The following is an 18872-nucleotide window of genomic DNA, read 5'->3' as shown; positions in this document are numbered from 1 at the left end:
GATGGGACAAATTTACCTGGTCCGCCACGGCCAAGCCTCGTTCGGGTCCGCCAACTATGACCAGCTTTCCCCGCTGGGGTTCGAACAGGCGCGCCTGCTGGGTCAATGGTTTGCCAACAGCCGCCAGATTTTCCAGCGCGTGGTGTGCGGCGGCATGGTGCGCCACCGGCAGACGGCGGACAGCTGCCTGTCCGAGCTGGCCCGCACGCTGCTGGCCGAGACGGAATGGATCACCGATCCGGGATTTGCGGAATTTAACCACGTCGAGGTGCTGGTGAAGCACTGCCCGGAGTTTGCGTCGCCGGAGGAATTCAAGGCCTACGCCGCGCGCCAGCCGGACCCGAAGCACGCCTTCGAGCATATCTTCGTGGCGGCCATGCAGCGCTGGATGGGCGGCGCGCACGATGGCGACTACAGCGAGACGTGGAAGGCCTTCCAGGCGCGCTGCGTGGGCGCCCTGCAGCGCTTGACGGAGCAGGGCGCGGAATCGGAAACCGCGGTGGTGTTCACCTCCGGCGGCACCATCTCGGCGATCTGCCAGCACCTGCTGGACCTGCCCGACCATAAGACGCTGGAGCTGAACTGGTCCATCGCCAACTGCTCGCTGACCAAGCTGCAGCACCGTCCGGGCAAGACCAGTGTGAACTACCTGAACAACTACGCCCACTTGGAGTGGTTGGGCGAGGCGAATAGCGTGACCTATCGCTAGTTTGAGCGAGCCTTCGGCTCAAAGCGGCGCAGGAAGTCCAGCAGGGCCTGGGCGGCGATTTCGGCGTCGTCGGCCGTCATGGTTTCCAGCGGGTTGTGGCTGATGCCGCCGTTGCCGCAGCGCGTGAACAGCATGGCCACGTCGGTGATGGCGGCCATGGCCATGGCGTCGTGGCCGGCGCCGGACAGCAGGTCGAAACGCTGCAGGCCGGTGCGCTCGACCGCCGCGCCCAGCTGGTCCATCAGCCATGGCGCGCACGGCGCGGCGGATGCTTCCACCACTTTCTCCAGCTTGAATTCGATGTGGCGCCGCTCGCAGATGGCGGCGATGCCATCGAGGACGTCCTGCACGGCCGCCTGGCGCACCGCATCGTCCGCCGCGCGGATGTCGAGCGACAGCTTGCACGCGCCCGGGATCACGTTCACCGAACCGTTCGGCACCTGCAGTTGCCCCACGGTGCCCACCAGCGCTTCCGCCGTGCCGCAGCGCTGTTCCACCAGCAGCACGATTTCGGCCGCCGCGGCGGCGGCGTCCTTGCGCATGGTCATCGGCGTGGTGCCGGCGTGGCTGGCCAGGCCGCGCAGCTCGACCAGGTAGCGCGAGCTGCCCGCGATCGCGGTGACCACGCCCAGCGGCAGGCCGCGCTGCAGCAGCACCGGCCCTTGCTCGATATGCACTTCCACGAACGCCAGCAGTTGCGCCGGATCGCGCGCAATGGCCGGAATGGCGGACACGTCGTGGCCGGCGCCGGCCAGCGCGCTGCGCATGCTCACGCCGTCCGCGTCCAGCTGCTCCAGCAGGTTCATGTCGAAGCGGCCGGTGATGGCGTTACTGCCCAGGAAGGTGGAGCGGAAGCGCACGCCTTCTTCTTCCGCAAAGCCGACGATCTCGACATCGAACGGCAGCTTCTCGCCGGTGGCGTGCAGGTGCTTGACGATGGCGATCGGCAGCAGGATGCCGAGGCGGCCGTCGTACTTGCCGCCGTTGCGCACGGTGTCGTAGTGCGAGCCGGTCATCAGCGTTTTCGCGCTGGCGGCGCCGGACAGGTAGCGCCCCACCACGTTGCCCACTTCGTCGATGTGCACTTCCATGCCGGCCGCGCGCATCCAGTCCGCCAGCTGCGCGGCGGACTTGCGGTGCGCCTCGGTCATGTAGGCGCAGGTCAGGCCGTCGGCGTCGTCGCTCCATTGCGCCAGCTCTTCCGACCATTGCATGATGGCCGGGCCGAAGTCCATCTTCACGCCCAGCAGGTCGTTGATGCGCATTTCGGCGATGCGGTGGATCTGGCGCAGGCATTCCTGCTGCTCGTCGCCCACCTGGTTGCGGAGGCGGCGCGTGAAGGTGGCGATGATCTGCTGGCGCGTCAGGCCGTTGCCGGTCGGGCCCTTCACTGCCAGGATGAAGGGGAAGCCGAACTTGGTGTTGTAGTCGGCGTTCAGCTTGTGCAGCGTGGCGAATTCCTCCGCGCTGCACAGGTTCAGGCCGGACTTGGCCTGCTCGCTGGTCGATTCGGCCGTCAGCTCGCCGGCGATGGCGGCCTTGCCCGCCAGTTCCGGGTGGGCGCGGATCAGGCCCAGTTGTTCTTCATTGGTGGCGCGGGTGACTTCCGCCTGCAAGGCCTGCTTCAGCGCCGTCACGCTGGCGAAAGGGCGCAGCGCCGCGGCGCGCTGCGGGATCCATGGCGAGTGCTCGTAGATGCCGTGCAGGCGCTCGGCGAAAGTGGGGACGTCGCAGCTATTCAGTTCGGAGAGTGTAGTCATCGTTATATCCATCCTTGGAACGTCGATGATATATCTGCCGGTATAGGCGGGCTATATGCCGCCGCCTATGACCCTTATCATTTCAGCAGACCTTTCGCGGCCTCGCTGACCTGGTCGCGCAGCCATTTGTGTTCCGGCGCGGCGTGCACGCGCTCGTGCCACAGCTGGTAGAAGCGCATCGGCGGGAACTTGATCGGCACCGTGTAGGTTTTCAGCGGCAGCGTTTTCTCGTGGAAGCGGATGAACTGGCGGCCGGTGGTCAGCACCAGGTCGGTCTGCGTCAGCATGTAGGGGATCAGGCCGAAGTAGGCCGATTCCACCACCACGTTGCGGCGCATGTTCTGGCGCTCAAGGAATGAATCGATCACGCCGTGGTAGCCGGGCAGCAGCTGCGACGGCGCCACGTGCGGCAGCGACAGGTAGTCCTCGGCCGTCATGGCGTCGCTGGCGGTGCGCTTGGCGTAGGGCGCGCCGGCATGCATGGCGCAGATGATGGGGTCCTCGAACAGCTTGGACATGTGCAGGTGCTCGGGCGGCTCGTCCCAGTTGGCGATCACCAGGTCCAGGTCGCCGTCCGACAGCAGGCGCACGTAATCCACCCCCGGCCCCAGGCCGTGGATCACGATGCGGCTGAGCGGCGAGCCGCGCCGCAGCAGCGACACCACGTTGGGCAGGAACTGCGTGTCCAGGTAGTCCGGCGCGGCGATGTGGAAGGTGCGCGCCTCCTCCTGCGGCACGAAGGGCGCCTTCTTGATGAACAGGTTTTCCGTCTCGTCGAGGATGCGCTTGGCCGGCTTGAGCAGGCTTTCGCCGTGCTGGGTCGGCACCATGCCGCGCGCGCCGCGCACCAGCAGCGGGTCGCCGGTCAGTTCGCGCAGCTTGCGCAGGGAGGCGGAGATCGATGGCTGCGGCTGATTCAACTTGAGCGCAACGCGCGACACATTCTTTTCCACCAGCAGCAGGTAGAGGATGCGGATCAGGTGCAGATCGAGATTTTTGGGCAGGCTGGACATAGGCTGGCTTTATATCAGATCGAATATGTTGAATATACGATATATTTCATGGCGCTGGGCCGAAAACCGTTTATCTTCTGTAAATTGCCGCTACTTCATTCTTGAGGAATCCATGGAAGTTTTCGCCTATCTGATCCCGTATGGCCTTGAATGGCTGAACCTGATCGTGCGCTGGCTGCACATCATCACCGGCATCGCCTGGATAGGCGCCTCGTTCTATTTCGTCTGGCTGGACAACTCCATCCGTCCGCCCGCGCCGGGTTCCGAGCTGGCGCGCAAGGGCGTCTCGGGCGAACTGTGGGCGGTGCACGGCGGCGGCTTCTACAACCCGCAGAAGTACCTGGTGGCGCCGGCCGAACTGCCCAGGGAGCTGCACTGGTTCAAGTGGGAAGCTTACACCACTTGGCTGTCCGGCTTCGCGCTGCTGACCATCGCCTACTATTTCAATGCGCAGGCCATGATGATCGATAAGTCCGTGGCGGACCTGAGCAGCCTGCAAGCCATCGGCGTCGGCATCGGTTCGCTGGTGGTCGGCTGGACCGTGTACGACCTGCTGTGCCGCTCCCCGCTGGGCAAGCATGACTTCTGGTTCGGCGTGGTGGTGTTCGCGCTGCTGGTGGCGGCGTCCTGGGTGCTGACGCACTTCCTCAGCGGCCGCGCGGCCTACATCCATGTCGGCGCCATGATAGGCACCATCATGGTGGCCAATGTGCTGATGCTGATCATCCCCGGCCAGCGCAAGATGGTGGCGGCCATGGCGGCCGGCGGCCTGCCGGACCCGGTGCACGGCCAGCGCGCCAAGCAGCGCAGCGTGCATAACAACTACTTCACCTTGCCGGTGCTGTTCATCATGATCAGCAACCACTACGCGATGACCTACCGCCACGAGCACGCGTGGCTGGTGCTGGCCGTGATCATGGCGGCGGGCGTGTTCATCCGCCACTTCTTCAACCTGCGCCACAAGGGCCGCACCGAATGGCGCTATCCGGCCATCGGCGTGGCGCTGCTGCTCGCGGTGGCGGTGGCCATCGCGCCCAAGCCTCCTGCGGCCCGCCCGGCCGCCGCAGCAGCAGCGGCACCGGCAGCGCCGGTATCGCAATTCGCCAAGGTGCAGGCCATCATGGCGCAGCGCTGCGTGTCCTGCCACGCGGCGGCGCCCACGCAGCCCGGCTTCGCCGCCGCGCCGGCCGGCGTCATGCTGGAGAACGAGGCGGAAGTCCGCCAGAATGCGGAGAAGATCTACAAACAAACGGTGCAGCTGAAAGCCATGCCGCTTGCGAACCTGACCAATATGACCGACGACGAGCGCGCCCAGGTGGCCGCCTGGTTTGAATCCGGCGCAAAATAAAGGAACAACATGAGCAAGCAAGAACAACTGATCCAGTGGATCGACGCCCACTTCGACGAACAGGTGGCCTTCCTGCAGCAGGTGCTGCGCGTGCCGACCGACACCCCGCCCGGCAACAACGCGCCGCACGCGGACATGATCGCCGACGCGGTGAAGGCCTACGGCTGGGAAGCCGAGAAGCACGCCGTGCCCGAGCAGGTGGTGCGCGACTACGGCATGGAAACCATCACCAACCTGATCGTGCGCCGACCCTACGCGGACGGCGGCCCCACCGTGGCGCTGAACGCGCACGGCGACGTGGTGCCGCCGGGCGAAGGCTGGACCTATCCACCCTACGGCGGCGTGGTGGACAACGGCTATATCTACGGCCGCGCCGCCGCCGTGTCCAAGTGCGACTTCGCCACCTACATCTTCGCCGCGCGCGCGCTGGAAGCGCTGGGCGTGCCGCTCAAGGGCAAGCTGGAACTGCACTTCACCTACGACGAGGAATTCGGCGGCCTGCTGGGTCCCGGCTGGCTGCTGGAGCAAAAGCTCACCAGGCCGGACTTCGTCATCGCGGCCGGCTTCAGCTACAACATCGTCACCGCGCACAACGCCTGCCTGCAGTTCGAGATCACCGTGCACGGCAAGTCCGGCCACGGCGCCATGCCGGAAACCGGCCACGACGCGCTGCAGGCAGCGACGAAAATCCTGAACGCGCTGTACAGCCAGGTCGCGGAGCTGAAGAAGGTCAAGTCCAAGGTGCCCGGCATCGACAGCCCCACCATGCTGGTGGGCCGCATCGACGGCGGCACCAACACCAACGTAGTGCCCGGCAAGGTAGTGATGAAGATGGACCGCCGCATGATCCCGGAAGAGGACCCGGTGGCGGTGGAAGCGCAGGTGCGCGCGCTGATCGAGGACGCGGTGCGCGGCGAACCCGGCATCCGCATCGAGATCAAGCGCCTGCTGCTGTCGCACGCGCTGCGCCCGCAGCCGGGTTCCGAGCAGCTGGTGGCCAGTATCCAGAAGAACGCCAAGGCCATCCTGGGCGAGGACATTCCCGCCGTCGGCACCCCGCTGTACGCCGACGCGCGCCTGTACGGCGAGCAGGGCATCCCGGCGGTGCTGTACGGCGCCGGCCCGCGCACCGTGCCCGAATCGAACGCCAAGAAGGCCGACGAGCGGCTGGCATTGGACGATTTGCGCAAAGCGACTAAAATCGTCGCACTAACGCTGGCCGACTTCCTGGCCTGAACAAGGAGCTGCGATGTTTGAAAAGAAGATGATGGCGGGCTGGGGCGACATGGACTTCAACAGCCATATGCGCAACACGGCCTTCCTGGACAAGGCGGGCGACGTGCGCATGCTGTTCCTGTCGGAGCACGGCTTCAGCATGAGCGAGTTCAAGCGCCAGAACATCGGCCCGGTGGTGATGAAGGACGATATCGCCTACTTCAAGGAAGTGATGCTGCTGGAGCCGATCACGGTGACGCTGGGCCTGGCCGGCATGTCGGAAGACGGCAGCCGCTGGCTGCTGCGCAGCGACGTCTATCGCGGCGACGGCAAGCTGGCCGCGCGCATCACCAGCGCAGGCGGCTGGCTGGACCTGGTGGCGCGCAAACTGATCGTGCCGCCGCCGCCCTTGCTGGCCACCTGGCAGCTCCTGCAGAAGACCGAGGACTTCGCGGCGCTGCCCAGCAGCGTGGCGCGCTGAGTTGCGCTGGAGTCGGGTTGGATACTAGCGGAACACCGGGCGGAAAAACGAACGCTCGTAGCTGATGAAGCATTTGGTCTGCTTGTAGTAGTTCACCGCCGCGATGCATTCTTCATCGCTGGCGGCGGCGATGCGGTACTGCTCGTAGGCGGCCAGCGATTCGAACGAGAACGAGGCCAGCGCCACGTCGCTGGCGCCTTCGCTCGGCATCAGGTAGCCGTGGTGGGTGCCGCCCAGCTTTTCGACCAGCGGTATCCACAAGCGGGCGTAGTGTTCGAATTCCGGGAGCTTGTCTGCATCGATGATGTAGCGCAGGTGGCAGGTGATCATTGAGTCTTCCTGAAGGTTGGTGAAACAGCAATGTATATCAATTCAGCGCGGCGCGCACCGCAGCGCCTCGCGCTTTGGGCCATCCGCGTCTATCAGCGCCATCTCTCTCCCCGCAAGGGCTTTGTCTGCGCGTTCCGCGTCCATACGGGGCGCGACGGCTGCTCGGCCTACGGCTTGCGCGTAATCGGCCGCTACGGCCTGCGGCGCGGGCTGGCGCTGCTGGACCGCCGCCTGAGCGATTGCGGCCACCAGCACCGCCTGCACGCGCCGCCGTGCCCCGCCAGGCATGCGGCCCTGCGGCACCAGGCCGGCTTCTGCGATCTGCCGTCCTGCGACGTCCCTTCCGGTGGCGGTGCGGCTTGCCGGGCGCTCGGTCCGGTTCTGGAGACGCTGGAAGCGGCATGCACCTGCGCCGATGTCTGCAGCGCTTGCGACTGGCGGCGCGATTCCTACCGGGTGAGTAAATCGGTGAAGGATAAATACAAGCGCAATCGGGTGGTTCCGCCTGCCGGTTAGGCGCAATCAGCAGGCCGCTTGCATTTCGTCAATGCAGCCCGGCACGGCATGACCGTAGACTGGGCGGATGCCGAACTCCGCTCAGCCCGCACGCTACGATTTGCCCTGGAAACTTGCACTGACACACGCCTTCCGGGCCTTCATGGCCTTCTTTTTTGCGGATCTCTGCGCCCAGATCGACTGGTCCAAGCGGCCGCGCTTCCGCGACAAGGAACTGGCCGGGATCGGCTTCGGCGATGCGCCGGACTGCATGGTGGCCGACAAATTGGTCGAGGTGTGCCTGTACGATGGCAGTGTGCAATGGGTGCTGGTCCACATTGAAGTGCAGGCGCAACGCGATGCCTCGCTGGCACGGCGCGTACTCGACTACAACTACCGCATTTTCAAGGAGTACGCGCGCCCCGTGGCCAGCTTGGTGCTGCTGGCCGATGAGGATCCCGGCTGGCAACCGCACGCATTCCATAACCAAATACTGGGCACGGTGATGGGCATCTCTTTCGCCACCGCCAAACTGCTGGACTATGCGGCCCAAACCGACGCATTGCTGGCCTCGCACAACCCCTTCGCCTGGGTCACGCTGGCGCACTTGCGCACGCAGCAGAGCCGCCACGATCCGGACGAACTCTATGCGGCCAAGTGGCAGTTGACAAAGCTGCTGTACCAGCATGGCTGGCGCAAACAGCGCATAATTGTGTTGTTTAGAGTGATCAACTGGATGATGGCTTTGCCTGCATCGCACCAGGACCGTTACTGGCAGGCTGTCCTGCAGCTGGAAAAGGAGCGAAAAATGGAATGGATCACGCCATTGGAACAGTCATTCATGGACAAGGGATGGAAAAAGGGACTGGAGCAAGGCTTGGAAGACGGCCTTCAGCAAGGCCGTAAGGAAGGTGCGGCCGCGCTGCTGGAACGTCAGCTTGCTCGGCGGTTCGGGCCGCTGCCGCAAACTGTCCGGACCAGGCTGGCCGAGGCCAGCGCAGAGCAGGTGGCAGCCTGGAGCGATGCGCTGCAGGAGTCGCAATCGCTGAAGCAAGTGTTCGGATAAAAGAAAAGGCCGGGAACTTGTCCCGGCCTGGTTGCTTATTTCTTCAGCGTGCGTTCAAACAGCTGGTAGATGCGGCGGTACTGGTCGTACCAGCTTTCCGGCTGCAGGTAGGCGTGGCGTTCCAGCGGGTAGCTGGCCAGTTCCCAGTTGTCCTTTTTCAGCTCGATGAAGCGCTGCGCCATGCGCACCGAGTCCTGGTAGAACACGTTGTCGTCCACCATGCCGTGCGCGATCAGCAGGTTGCCCTGCAGCTTGTCGGCGTATTCGATCGGCGAGGACACCTTGTACGCTTCCGGGTCCAGCTCCGGCGTGTTGAGGATGTTGGCGGTGTACTCGTGGTTGTAGGTGGTCCAGTCGGTGACGGGACGCAGCGCCGCGCCGGACTTGAACTTGCCAGGCTCGCGCAGCAGCGCCATGAAGGTCATGAAGCCGCCATAGCTGCCGCCATAGATGCCCACGTTGGCCGCGTCGCCCTGGTGGTTGGCCACCATCCAGTTCAGGCCGTCCACGTAGTCGTCCAGCTCCGGGTGGCCCATCTGGCGGTAGATGGCGGTGCGCCAGTCGCGGCCATAGCCCTTGGAGGCGCGGTAGTCCATGTCCAGCACGATATAGCCTTTTTCCACCAGCAGGTTGTGGAACATCTGCTCGCGGAAGTAGACCGGGAAGCGCCTGGTGGTGTTTTGCAGGTAGCCGGCGCCGTGCACGAACAGCACCACCGGATATTTCTTGCCCGCTTCCAGCTTGGCCGGGCGGTACAGCTTGGACCAGATCGGGCCGGCGCCGTGCGTGGACGGCACCGCCACCAGTTCCGGCTGCACCCAGCTGCGCGCCTTGTAGTCCGCGGTGCGGGTGTCGGTCAGTTTGGCGGTGGCGCCGATGCCGCTGCTGCCGCCGGCCACGGCCACGGTGGCGATCTGCGCCGGCACGTAAGCCGACGAGTAGTGCACCAGCAGCTTGCGCTGGTCCGGCGACACGGCGTACTGCTCCACGCCGCCTTCCAGCGCGGTCACTTCGCGCACCGAGGCGTCTTTCGCGTTGACGGCGCACACTTCATACGCGCCCGGCGTGGCGCGGTTGCACAGCACGAAGGCGGTGCCGCCGTCGGCCGACCAGGTCACGCGCGTGGCTTCCCACTTGCCCTGCGTGAGCGCGCGCTGCTTGCCGTCCGCGCCCAGCGTGTACAGGTGCGAGTAGCCGCTTTCCTCGGACAGGAACCACAGCGTGGCGTTGTCCGGCAGCCAGCCGAATTCGTTGTAGCTGCCGTTCACCCAGGCCGTGTCGCTGATGCGGTGCAACGGCCTGAGGGCGGCGCCGGGCAGGTCGATGGCGGCGATCCAGCGGTCCTTGTTGTCCACCGCGCGCAGCATTACGGCCACCTTGGCGCCGTTGTCGGTCCAGGAAATGCCGCTGTCGGTCTCATCGTCCAGGCGTACCGCGCGGTTGCCTTTTTGCGCCGGCAGCTTCTGCGCCTCGCGCATGGCGGCCAGCGGGTCAGTGGCGATGCCGGGCAGGGCGTCCAGCTTGATGTCCTGCACTTCGCGGGTTTTCAGGTCCACCAGTTTCAAGGACTGCGCCTTGGGCATGTCGCGGCCGACGCGGGTGCGCTGGTCGTCCGCTTCCTCGTAGCCGGACTCGGTCACGTAGCGCGGCATCTTGCCGATGCGGCCCTTGTCGCCCTTGGGCGAGGTGGCGATCACCAGGTAGCGGCCGTCCGGCGACAGCGAGGTGGCGTCGATCACCACCTTGTCGCCCAGGTAGATCTGCTGAGGGCCGCGCGTGGCGTCGGCGGCGCGTTCGGCGTCGCCGCGTTCGCGCAGCGCGTCCTTGTCGTCCTTCTGGCGCTTCAGCGTGGCGATCAGGCGCAGCTGCATGTCGCGCAGCGAGTCCGCGTCCGGCGCGGCGGCCGGGTCCTTGGCGGTGCGCGGCAGCGCCACCGGGGACACCAGGCGCTCGGCGCGGTTCCAGCTGTACCAGTCGTGGCCCACGCGGTACTGCACGCTGCGGCCGTCGGCCGAGTACTGCGCGGCCACCGGCGCCGGCGTGACGCCCTTGCTGATCTGGGTCAGCGCGCCGGATTTCAGGTCGCGCTCGAACAGGTCGCCGTTGCGCAGCATCAGCGCGCGGGTGCGTTCGCGGTTGTACTGCACGCTGGCGCTGTCCAGGTTGGCCAGTTCGCTGTCGGCCACCTTGCGCGGCGGCAGGTCGGCGCGGAAGGTGGCCTGGGAGCCGGCCTGGAAGGTGTCGCGCAGCGGCGAGGCGGTGCGCTTCTGTTTATAGTAAACCTGCTTGCCGTCCCAGCTCCACCAGGCGGTTTCCACCGGGGTGCCCAGCCAGTCCGGGTGGGACATGGCCTGGTCCAGCGTGATCGGGGTAGGGGGCTGGTTTTGGGCCGCGGCCGGGATCGCCAGCGCGGCGCACAGTGCCGCGGCTAGCGCGGAAGGGGCAAAAAATCGCATCGTTTCTTGTGGGAATGGGCAAAGTTGAGCGGGCATTCTAGCGCATGTGGCAGGCGTCTTATGTATAAGCATGTATCAGCATGCAAGCCGGGCGAGGCCTTATCTAAAGGCTAATGAGGAAATTGTTACATCGCCGCAGCAATTGTGTAAGCTGGTCCGGTCAGCTTCGTTTCCACGGAGATACACGATGACTAAGCAAACGGTGCAGCGCGTAGCGGCAGGCTTGGTGTTGCTCGCCGGCCTGGGCGCGGCCGCCTGGTGGTGGCTCAGCCAAGGCGGAGCCTTTGGCAAGGCTGCGCCGCTGGAGCCGCTGATCCTGGCCACCAACACCAGTTATGTCGCCATGTGCCCCATCCTGGCCGCGCAGCAGCAGGGCTATTTCACGCGCCACGGCATCGCCGCCCAGATCCAGCCCCATACCAGTGGCAAGGCGTCGCTGCAGGCGGCCTTGGACGGCAAGGCCCATCTCGGCACGGTGGCCGACATTCCCATCATGTTCGCCGTCATGGAGCAGGTGCCGGTGGCCGTGGTGGCGACCTATTTCCGCGCCGAGCGCGATCACGGCATTGTCGGCCGCAAGGACCTCGGCGTGACCGCGCCGCCCAGCCTGAAAGGCAAGCGGGTCGGCGTCACGCTGGGCACCTCCAACCACTTCGTGCTGAACGCCTTCCTCAACCGCCAGCACCTGGCGGCCAGCGAGGTCACCATGGTGAACATGAAGCCGGAGGACTTCGGCGCGGCCCTGCTGCGCGGCGAGGTCGACGCGGTGTCGGGCTGGGAGCCTTACCTGGACACGGTGCTCAAGCAGCTCGGCCCGAACGGCGTGATGTTCGACGCCGAGGACCTGTACGAGATCCCCTACAACATCGCCGGCACGCGCGACTACGTGCGCAGCCACCCGGAGACCATCAAGAAGCTGCTGCGCGCGCTGATCGACGGCAACCGCTATTGCGCCGAGCAGCCGGAGGCGGCGCAGGCCATGACGGGGGCGCTGCTCAAGAGCGACAGCGACAAGTGGCGCGAACTGTGGCCGACCTACCACTTCGCCGTCGGCCTGGACCAGGCGCTGCTGGTGGCGCTGGAGGACCAGACCCGCTGGGCCATGGCGAACCGCCTGGCCAGCCAGGGCGCCGTGCCCAACTTCCTCTCCGCCCTCGACTACCAGCCGCTGAAGACGGTGGCGCCGGCGGCCGTGACGGTCATACATTAAGGGGACGACGTGAAACTGGCGACGCGCTTTCAGCTGATGGGGTGGTTCTCGGCGGCCATCGTGGCCACCATCGTGGTGGTGCTGCTGGCCACCGCGCAGCGCGTGCAGCAGGAGCTGGACAAGAATGAAGCGGCCGGCGAAATGCTGCACGCGGTGACGGCGCTGCGCTACCTGACGCTGGAATTCGTGCTGCGCCACGAGCAGCGCGCGGAGGCGCAGTGGCAGCTGCGCAGCGATTCGCTGGCCAAGCTGATGGCGCAGGCCAAGGAATTCGACAACCGCGAGGAGGCCGCGCTGCTGGCCGGGCTGCAGCGCACCCACGCCAGCCTGGAGCGCCTGTTCGGCACCCTGTCCACGCAGCCGGGCAAGCCGCCGCTGGGCACGCCGGCGCGCGCCGTGGCCGACGAATTCGAGTCGCGCCTGGCGGGCCAGATCGGCAACAAGATGCAGACCATGATCGCTGACGTGCTGCGCCTGTCGGCGCTGAGCCGGCAGGCGCTGCTGGACGCGCAGCACCGCGCCAACCTGGCGGTGGGCGTGTTCGGCGGGCTGGCGCTGCTGGCGGTGGCCGGCACCACGTTCGTCGGCTACCGCAGCGTGGCGCGGCCGCTGGCGCGGCTGCGCGAGGGCACCGCGCTGGTGGGCGCGGGCGACCTGAACTTCAAGCTGAACGTGGCCACCCGCGACGAGATCGGCGACCTGGCGCGCGCCTTCGACGGCATGACGGACCGGCTGCAGCAAACCACGGTGTCGCGCGACGCGCTGGCGGGCCTGAACGGCGCGCTGCAGGCCGAGATCGGCGTGCGCCAGCAGGCCGAGGCGCGCACCACCGCGCAGCTTCAGCGCCTCAACCTGCTGCACCAGATCACGCGCTCGATCGGCGAGCGGCAGGATTTGCGCAGCATCTTCCAGGTGGTGGTGCGTTCGCTGGAAGACCAGCTGCCGATCGACTTCGGCTGCATCTGCCTGGTGGACCACGCCAGCGGGCGGCTGCTGGTGAGCTGCGTCGGCCTGCAGGGCGCGGCGCTGGCCATGGCCATGCCGGTCATGGAGCGCGGCCACATCGACATCGACGAGAACGGCCTGTCGCGCTGCGTGCGCGGCGCGCTGGTGTACGAGGCCGACATCGCCGAGGTGGACTTCCCCTTCCCGCAGCGCCTGGCCGGCGGCGGCCTGCGCGCGCTGGTGCTGGCGCCGCTGCTGGTGGAGAGCCATGTGTTCGGCGTGCTGGTGGCGGCGCGCCGCGCGCCGCACAGCTTCTCCAGCGGCGAATGCGAATTCCTGCGCCAGCTCAGCGAGCACGTGGCGCTGGCGTCCAAGCAGAGCGAGTTGTACGCGGCGCTGCAGGCGGCCTACGACGAGATGCGCCTGACGCAGCAGGCCTCGCTGCAGCAGGAGCGCCTGCGCGCGCTGGGCCAGATGGCCAGCGGCATCGCGCACGACATCAACAACGCCATCTCGCCCGTGGTGCTGTACACCGAGTCGCTGCTGGAAACCGAGGCGGGCCTGAGCGCGCACGCGCGCTCCTGCCTGGAAGTGATCAAGCGCGCCATCGACGACGTGGCGGCCACGGTGGCGCGCATGCGCGAGTTCTACCGCCTGCGCGAGCCGCAGGCCAGCCTGGCGCCGCTGGATCCGAACGTGCTGCTCAAGCAGGTGGCCGACCTGACGCGCGCGCGCTGGAACGACATGCCGCAGCAGCGCGGCATCACGATCAGGCTGGCGCTGGAAGCGGCGCCGGGGCTGCCGTCCATCATGGGCGTGGAAGGCGAGATCCGCGAAGCGCTGACCAACCTGGTGTTCAACGCGGTGGACGCGATGCCCGAAGGCGGGCAGCTGACCCTGCGCACGCGGCTGGACGAGGACGGCCCGGAGCAGCGCGTCTGCATCGAGGTGGGCGACAGCGGCGTGGGCATGGACGAGGACACGCGGCGGCGCTGCCTGGAGCCCTTCTTCACCACCAAGGGCGAGCGCGGCACGGGCCTCGGGCTGGCCATGGTGTACGGCATGGTGGAGCGCCACGGCGCGCATATCGACATTCTCACCGCGCCCGGCCAGGGCAGCGTCATGCGCCTGAGCTTCCCGCTGCCGGAGACGTCCTCCAAGGCAGCGGCGCCGCAGCCGGCCGCGCCGCTGCGGCACAGCGTGCGCATCCTGGCGGTGGACGACGATCCGCTGGTGCTCAAGTCGATGCGCGACATCCTCGCGCGCGACGGCCACGTGGTGACGGCGGCCGACGGCGGCCAGGCCGGCATCGATTCCTTCCGCGCGGCGCAGGCGCGCGGCGAGCCCTACGCGCTGGTGGTGACGGACCTGGGCATGCCGTATGTGGACGGGCGCAAGGTGGCGCAGGCGATCAAGGAAATGTCGCCATCGACGCCGGTGATCCTGCTGACCGGCTGGGGCCAGCGCATCGTGGCCGAGGGCGACTTGCCGGTGCACGTGGACCGCGTGCTGGGCAAGCCGCCCAAGCTGAGCGAGCTGCGCGAGGCGCTGGTGGCTTGCTGCGGCGCGGAGGTCTGAGATGACGGCCGGCATGGTGCGCATCCTGGTGGTGGACGACGAGCTGGCGCAGATGCGCGCGCTGTGCGATACGCTGGGCCAGCGCGGCTACCAGACCGTGGGCTGCGGCTCGGGCGAGGAGGCGCTGCGGCTGATGCAGGCGGCCGAACTGGAGGCGGCCGAGGCGGCCAGGGCGGCCCAGGCCAGGCCCGCCGGCGGGGACGATAAGGACGATAAGGACGATGATGAGGACGACGACGGCGCGCGCTTCCAGGTGCTGCTGTCGGACCTGATGATGCCGGGCCTGGACGGCATCGGGCTGGTGCAGGCGGCACGCGCCATCGACCCCGACCTGGCCTGCATCATCATGACCGGCGAGGGCAGCATTGGCTCGGCGGTGCAAGCCATGCAGGTGGGCGCGCTGGACTACATCCTCAAGCCCTTCCGCGTCTCGGCCGTGCTGCCGGTCATTGCGCGCGCGCTGGAAACGCGCAAGCTGCGCATCATGAACGCCATCCTGGAGCGGCGCCTGCGCGAGCACGCGGTGCAGCTGGTGCGCATCAACGAGGAGCTGCAGGTGGCGCGCCTGCAGGCCGACCGCGCCAACCAGGCCAAATCGGCCTTCCTGTCCAATATGAGCCACGAGCTGCGCACGCCGCTCAACGCCATCCTGGGCTTCTCGCAAATCCTCGCGTCCGACCACCTGCCCTCGTCGGCGGCGCAGAAGAAGCAGTTTGCCGGCAACATCCTGCAGGCATCGCGCCATCTGCTGCGGCTGATCAACGACATCCTCGACCTGGCCAAGGTGGAATCGGGCGCGCTGACGCTGGAGTCCGAGCCGGTGGCGCTGTCGCAGGTGCTGCAGGAGTGCCGCACGCTGGTCGACCCGCTGGCGCGCCTGCGCGGCGTGGAATTGCGGCTGACGGTGGCGGACAACGCCAGCGTCACGGCCGACCGCGTGCGCCTCAAGCAGGTGCTGATCAACCTGCTCTCCAACGCCATCAAGTACAACCGCGACCACGGCACCGTCAGCGTGCACTGCGCCGAGGTGGGCCAGGAAAGGCTGCGCGTGTCGGTGCAGGACACCGGGGCCGGGCTGAACGAGGCGCAGCTGGCGGCCATGTTCCAGCCCTTCAACCGCCTGGGGCAAGAGGGCGGCACGCAGGAAGGCACCGGCCTGGGGCTGGTGATGACGCGCCACCTGGTCGAGAAGATGGGCGGCGAACTGGGCGTGGTGAGCACGCCCGGCATGGGCAGCACCTTCTGGGTGGCGCTGCCCGGCTGCCTGGTCTAGGAGCCTAAGCCTTCAGCCACAGCGCGATTTCCTTGTTGCGGCGGTTGATCAGGCCCGGCACCACGCGGTTGTTGTCGCGGTTCCAGCGCGCCAGTTCGGACGGCACCTGGTCCAGCAGGCCGGCGTTCAGGCGCTTGAGCAGCGTGCTGCGGAGGAAGGCGTCGTTGCCGACGTTGAAGGCGAACGACACCAGCGCGTCGAACTGGTTCTGCGTCAGCGGCACCGTCACCGCGCCGTTGACGCAGCGCTGCACCGGTTCCAGGTCCTGCTCCAGCAGCGCCTCGCAGTCGTCGGGGCTCATGCCGTCCTGGTAGTCGAGCGGCCGGCCGCGCAGCCACAGCTTGCCGGAACTGCGTTCCGACGGCGTGAGCAGATGGCCGATGCCGATGGTGGGCGCGCCGCCCGAATCGAGATACACATGGGGTACCACGCCTTCCCATTCCCTGAACAGGGCCTTGCCTTGGTCTCCGATTTGCATGATGGCCTCCTTTGTTTCTTGGACAAGGAATAGCCGGGTTAGTTCAATAGCATCGCTGCGCGCTGGGCTGGGTTTATATACAGTATAATTCCGGCATCGCATTCAGATAACGCACCGTGGCTCCGACTTCCCAGCAAGGCTTCATCCTGACCCGCCATTGGCGCGACACCCGCGACGGCACCGAGATCGAATTCTGGCTGGCGACGGACGACGGGCCGCGCAAAGTGCGGCTGGACGCGCAAACCTCGGTCGCCTTTGCCGAGGCGGGCCAGCATTCGGCCATCGAGGCGCAGCTGGCGCTGGGCGGCGGCCCGCAGCAGCGCACCGACGTGCGCGAACTGCCGCTCAAGACCTTTGGCGGGCAGCCGGTGGTGGGCGTCTACGCCAGCCACTACAAGCAGCTCGCCGCGCTGGAGCGCACGCTGCGCGAGCGCGGCATCAGGCTGTACGAAGCCGACATCCGCCCGCCCGAGCGCTACCTGATGGAGCGCTTCATCACCGCCACGGTGCAGATCGAAGGCGGCGAGCAGCACGGCCACACCATCACCGGCTGCAAGCTCAAGCCCGCGCCGGACTACCGGCCCACGCTGAAGGTGGTGTCGCTCGACATCGAGACCAGCGCCTACGAAGACCTGTATTCGATCGCCCTGGAAGGTTGCGGCCAGCGCCAGGTCTACATGCTGGGCGCGGCGCCGGAACCGGATGATGGGAATGCGCCGGCGCTGGACTTCGCCCTCGAATACTGCGCCACGCCGCGCCAGCTGATCGAAAAGCTGAACGCCTGGTTCAAGCAGCACGATCCCGACGCCATCATCGGCTGGAGCGTGGTGCAGTACGACCTGCGCGTGCTGCAGAAGAACGCCGACAAGCACAAGGTGCCGCTGCTGCTGGGCCGCGAGGGCAAGCAGATCGACTGGCGCAAGCACCAGGCCAAGCAGGAATACATGTTCGCCTCGCTGGCCGGGCGCATCGCGCTGGACGGCATCGAAGCGCTGCGCGCGGCCTCGTGGACCTTCCCGTCCTTCAGCCTGGAGAACGTGGCGCAAACCATGCTGGGCGAGGGCAAGGACATCGGCGACGCCTACGACAAGATGGCCGAGATCGAGCGCCGCTTCCGCGAGGACAAGCCGGCGCTGGCGCTGTACAACCTGAAGGACTGCGAGCTGGTGACGCGCATCTTCGACAAGGCGCGGCTGCTGGCCTTCCTGCTGGAGCGCGCGCACGTGACCGGCCTGCAGGCCGACCACTTCGGCGGCTCCATCGCCGCCTTCAGCCACCACTACCTGCCGCGCATGCACCGCGAAGGCTATGTCGCGCCCAGCGTGGGCGACATCGAAGTGGGACCGTCGCCGGGCGGCTTCGTGATGGACTCCAAGCCCGGCCTGTACGACTCGGTGGTGGTGCTCGACTACAAGAGCCTGTACCCGTCCATCATCCGCACCTTCCTGGTGGACCCGGTGGGCCTGATCGAAGGCGCGGCGGCGGACGCGCAGCAGGGCGTCCCCGGCTTTCGCGGCGCCGTCTTTTCGCGCCAGCGGCACTGCCTGCCGGCCATCGTCAACACCTTGTCGGCCGGGCGCGACGAAGCCAAGCGGCAGAAGAACGAGCCCTTGTCGCAGGCGCTCAAGCTGCTGATGAATTCCTTCTGCGGCGTGCTCGGTTCGCCCGACTGCCGCTTCTTCAATCCCAAGCTGGTGTCCTCGGTCACGCTGCGCGGGCACGAGATGATGAAGCTCACCCGCGAGCTGGTGGAGCAGGCCGGCTACGACGTGATCTACGGCGACACCGATTCCATCTTCATCTGGCTCAAGAAGGAATACGCGGACGCCGAAGCGATCGCCATCGGCCAGGGGCTGGTGGACAGCATCAACGCGTGGTGGAAGGAAAAGCTGAAGCGCGAGCTGGGGCTGGACAGCCAGCTCGAGATCGAGTTCGACACGCACTACCGCAAGTTCTTCATGCCCACCATACGCGGCACCGAGATGGGCAGCAAGAAGCGCTACGCGGGCCTGAGCGCGAACGGCAAGGGCGAAGAGGAGGTGATCTACCGCGGCCTGGAAGTGGCGCGCAGCGACTGGACCCCGCTGGCGCACGAATTCCAGAAGGGCCTGTTCAACCGCATCTTCCGCAACCAGCCCTACCAGGACTACGTGCGCGAGTACGCGCGCAAGACCGTGTCGGGCGAGTTCGACGAACTGCTGGTGTACCGCAAGCGGCTGCGGCACCGGCTGGACGAATACCAGGTGAACGTGCCGCCGCAGGTGCGCGCGGCGCGCCTGGCGGACGACTACAACAAGTCCCTGCAACGGCCGCTGCGCTACCAGAACGGCGGCTGGATCAGCTACCTGATGACCACCAGCGGCGCCGAGCCGCTGGAAGTGGTCAAGTCCCCCATCGATTACGAGCACTACCTGAGCAAGCAGCTGCAGCCCATCGCCGACGCTATACTGGCGCCCATGAACGACAGCTTCACGGGCTTGACCACATCGCAGGGCAATCTGTTCTAAGGAGCTTT

At 66.7% G+C, this 18872-nt stretch carries 15 protein-coding genes; 10 read left to right on the top strand and 5 right to left on the bottom strand.

The features are described from left to right. Nucleotide 1 precedes the first annotated feature (1 nt). A complete protein-coding gene (locus tag AC56DV_RS25110) occupies nt 2-709 on the top strand; it encodes a histidine phosphatase family protein (protein ID WP_496316935.1) in 708 nt (235 codons plus the stop codon). Here the strand turns inward: AC56DV_RS25110 and AC56DV_RS25105 are convergent. Then, nucleotides 706-2469 (bottom strand): allantoate amidohydrolase, encoded by a 1764-nt coding sequence (locus AC56DV_RS25105; protein WP_496316934.1) that lies wholly within the window; start codon nt 2467-2469, stop codon nt 706-708. The two genes, AC56DV_RS25110 and AC56DV_RS25105, sit on opposite strands and share 4 nt — an antisense overlap. Nucleotides 2470-2546: 77 nt before the next feature. Continuing rightward, the gene (locus AC56DV_RS25100; RefSeq protein ID WP_496316933.1) at nt 2547-3482 is read right to left on the bottom strand and encodes a LysR substrate-binding domain-containing protein; all 936 of its coding nucleotides are present in this window, start codon (nt 3480-3482) and stop codon (nt 2547-2549) included. A gap of 112 nt (nt 3483-3594) precedes the next feature. Here AC56DV_RS25100 and AC56DV_RS25095 point away from each other — a divergent pair, with 112 nt between their 5' ends. The 3 genes from AC56DV_RS25095 to AC56DV_RS25085 are packed head-to-tail and all read left to right on the top strand — an operon-like array spanning nt 3595 to nt 6526. Next, nucleotides 3595-4830: a urate hydroxylase PuuD gene (locus AC56DV_RS25095; RefSeq protein ID WP_496316932.1), complete on the top strand. Its 1236-nt coding sequence runs from the start codon at nt 3595-3597 to the stop codon at nt 4828-4830. A gap of 9 nt (nt 4831-4839) precedes the next feature. Beyond that, on the top strand, nt 4840-6066 hold the full coding sequence (locus AC56DV_RS25090; protein ID WP_496316931.1) for a M20/M25/M40 family metallo-hydrolase: 1227 nt from the start codon (nt 4840-4842) through the stop codon (nt 6064-6066). 13 nt (nt 6067-6079) lie between these two features. Then, nucleotides 6080-6526, top strand: a complete 447-nt coding sequence (locus AC56DV_RS25085) for a thioesterase family protein (RefSeq protein WP_496316930.1) — start codon at nt 6080-6082, stop codon at nt 6524-6526. 24 nt (nt 6527-6550) lie between these two features. Here the strand turns inward: AC56DV_RS25085 and AC56DV_RS25080 are convergent, their stop codons facing one another. Next, a complete protein-coding gene (locus AC56DV_RS25080) occupies nt 6551-6856 on the bottom strand; it encodes an NIPSNAP family protein (protein WP_496316929.1) in 306 nt (101 codons plus the stop codon). A 30-nt stretch (nt 6857-6886) separates the two neighbouring features. On the opposite strand from AC56DV_RS25080, the gene yidD reads away from it, so the two are divergent. Together yidD and AC56DV_RS25070 are read left to right on the top strand one after the other, a co-directional pair. Further along, nucleotides 6887-7372, top strand: coding sequence for a membrane protein insertion efficiency factor YidD (gene yidD / locus AC56DV_RS25075; RefSeq protein ID WP_496316928.1), 486 nt, complete (start codon nt 6887-6889; stop codon nt 7370-7372). A gap of 67 nt (nt 7373-7439) precedes the next feature. Beyond that, nucleotides 7440-8417, top strand: coding sequence for an Rpn family recombination-promoting nuclease/putative transposase (locus AC56DV_RS25070; protein ID WP_496316927.1), 978 nt, complete (start codon nt 7440-7442; stop codon nt 8415-8417). A 35-nt stretch (nt 8418-8452) separates the two neighbouring features. On the opposite strand, the gene AC56DV_RS25065 is transcribed toward AC56DV_RS25070, so the two are convergent. After that, nucleotides 8453-10873 carry a S9 family peptidase gene (locus tag AC56DV_RS25065; RefSeq protein WP_496316926.1) on the bottom strand — a complete coding sequence of 807 codons (2421 nt, stop codon included), beginning with the start codon at nt 10871-10873 and terminating at the stop codon, nt 8453-8455. Between the two features lie 187 nt (nt 10874-11060). On the opposite strand from AC56DV_RS25065, the gene AC56DV_RS25060 reads away from it, so the two are divergent. Genes AC56DV_RS25060 through AC56DV_RS25050 form a run of 3 tightly spaced genes read left to right on the top strand, consistent with a single transcriptional unit; the run spans nt 11061 to nt 15879 of the window. After that, on the top strand, nt 11061-12083 hold the full coding sequence (locus AC56DV_RS25060; RefSeq protein ID WP_496316925.1) for an ABC transporter substrate-binding protein: 1023 nt from the start codon (nt 11061-11063) through the stop codon (nt 12081-12083). A 9-nt stretch (nt 12084-12092) separates the two neighbouring features. Continuing rightward, nucleotides 12093-14606: an ATP-binding protein gene (locus tag AC56DV_RS25055; protein WP_496316924.1), complete on the top strand. Its 2514-nt coding sequence runs from the start codon at nt 12093-12095 to the stop codon at nt 14604-14606. A 1-nt stretch (nt 14607) separates the two neighbouring features. Further along, nucleotides 14608-15879 carry a sensor histidine kinase gene (locus AC56DV_RS25050; protein WP_496316923.1) on the top strand — a complete coding sequence of 424 codons (1272 nt, stop codon included), beginning with the start codon at nt 14608-14610 and terminating at the stop codon, nt 15877-15879. A 4-nt stretch (nt 15880-15883) separates the two neighbouring features. Here AC56DV_RS25050 and AC56DV_RS25045 read toward each other — a convergent pair whose 3' ends face one another. After that, nucleotides 15884-16357: a lysozyme gene (locus AC56DV_RS25045; RefSeq protein WP_496316922.1), complete on the bottom strand. Its 474-nt coding sequence runs from the start codon at nt 16355-16357 to the stop codon at nt 15884-15886. 116 nt (nt 16358-16473) lie between these two features. Between AC56DV_RS25045 and AC56DV_RS25040 the strand changes: the two genes are divergently transcribed. Further along, nucleotides 16474-18864 carry a DNA polymerase II gene (locus AC56DV_RS25040; RefSeq protein WP_496316921.1) on the top strand — a complete coding sequence of 797 codons (2391 nt, stop codon included), beginning with the start codon at nt 16474-16476 and terminating at the stop codon, nt 18862-18864. Nucleotides 18865-18872 lie beyond the last annotated feature (8 nt).

The organism is Massilia sp. BGA-UO-ETr-WB1 (assembly GCF_059567845.1).
Note: the sequence above shows the minus strand (reverse complement) of the source record. Positions and strands in the feature narration are given on the sequence as shown.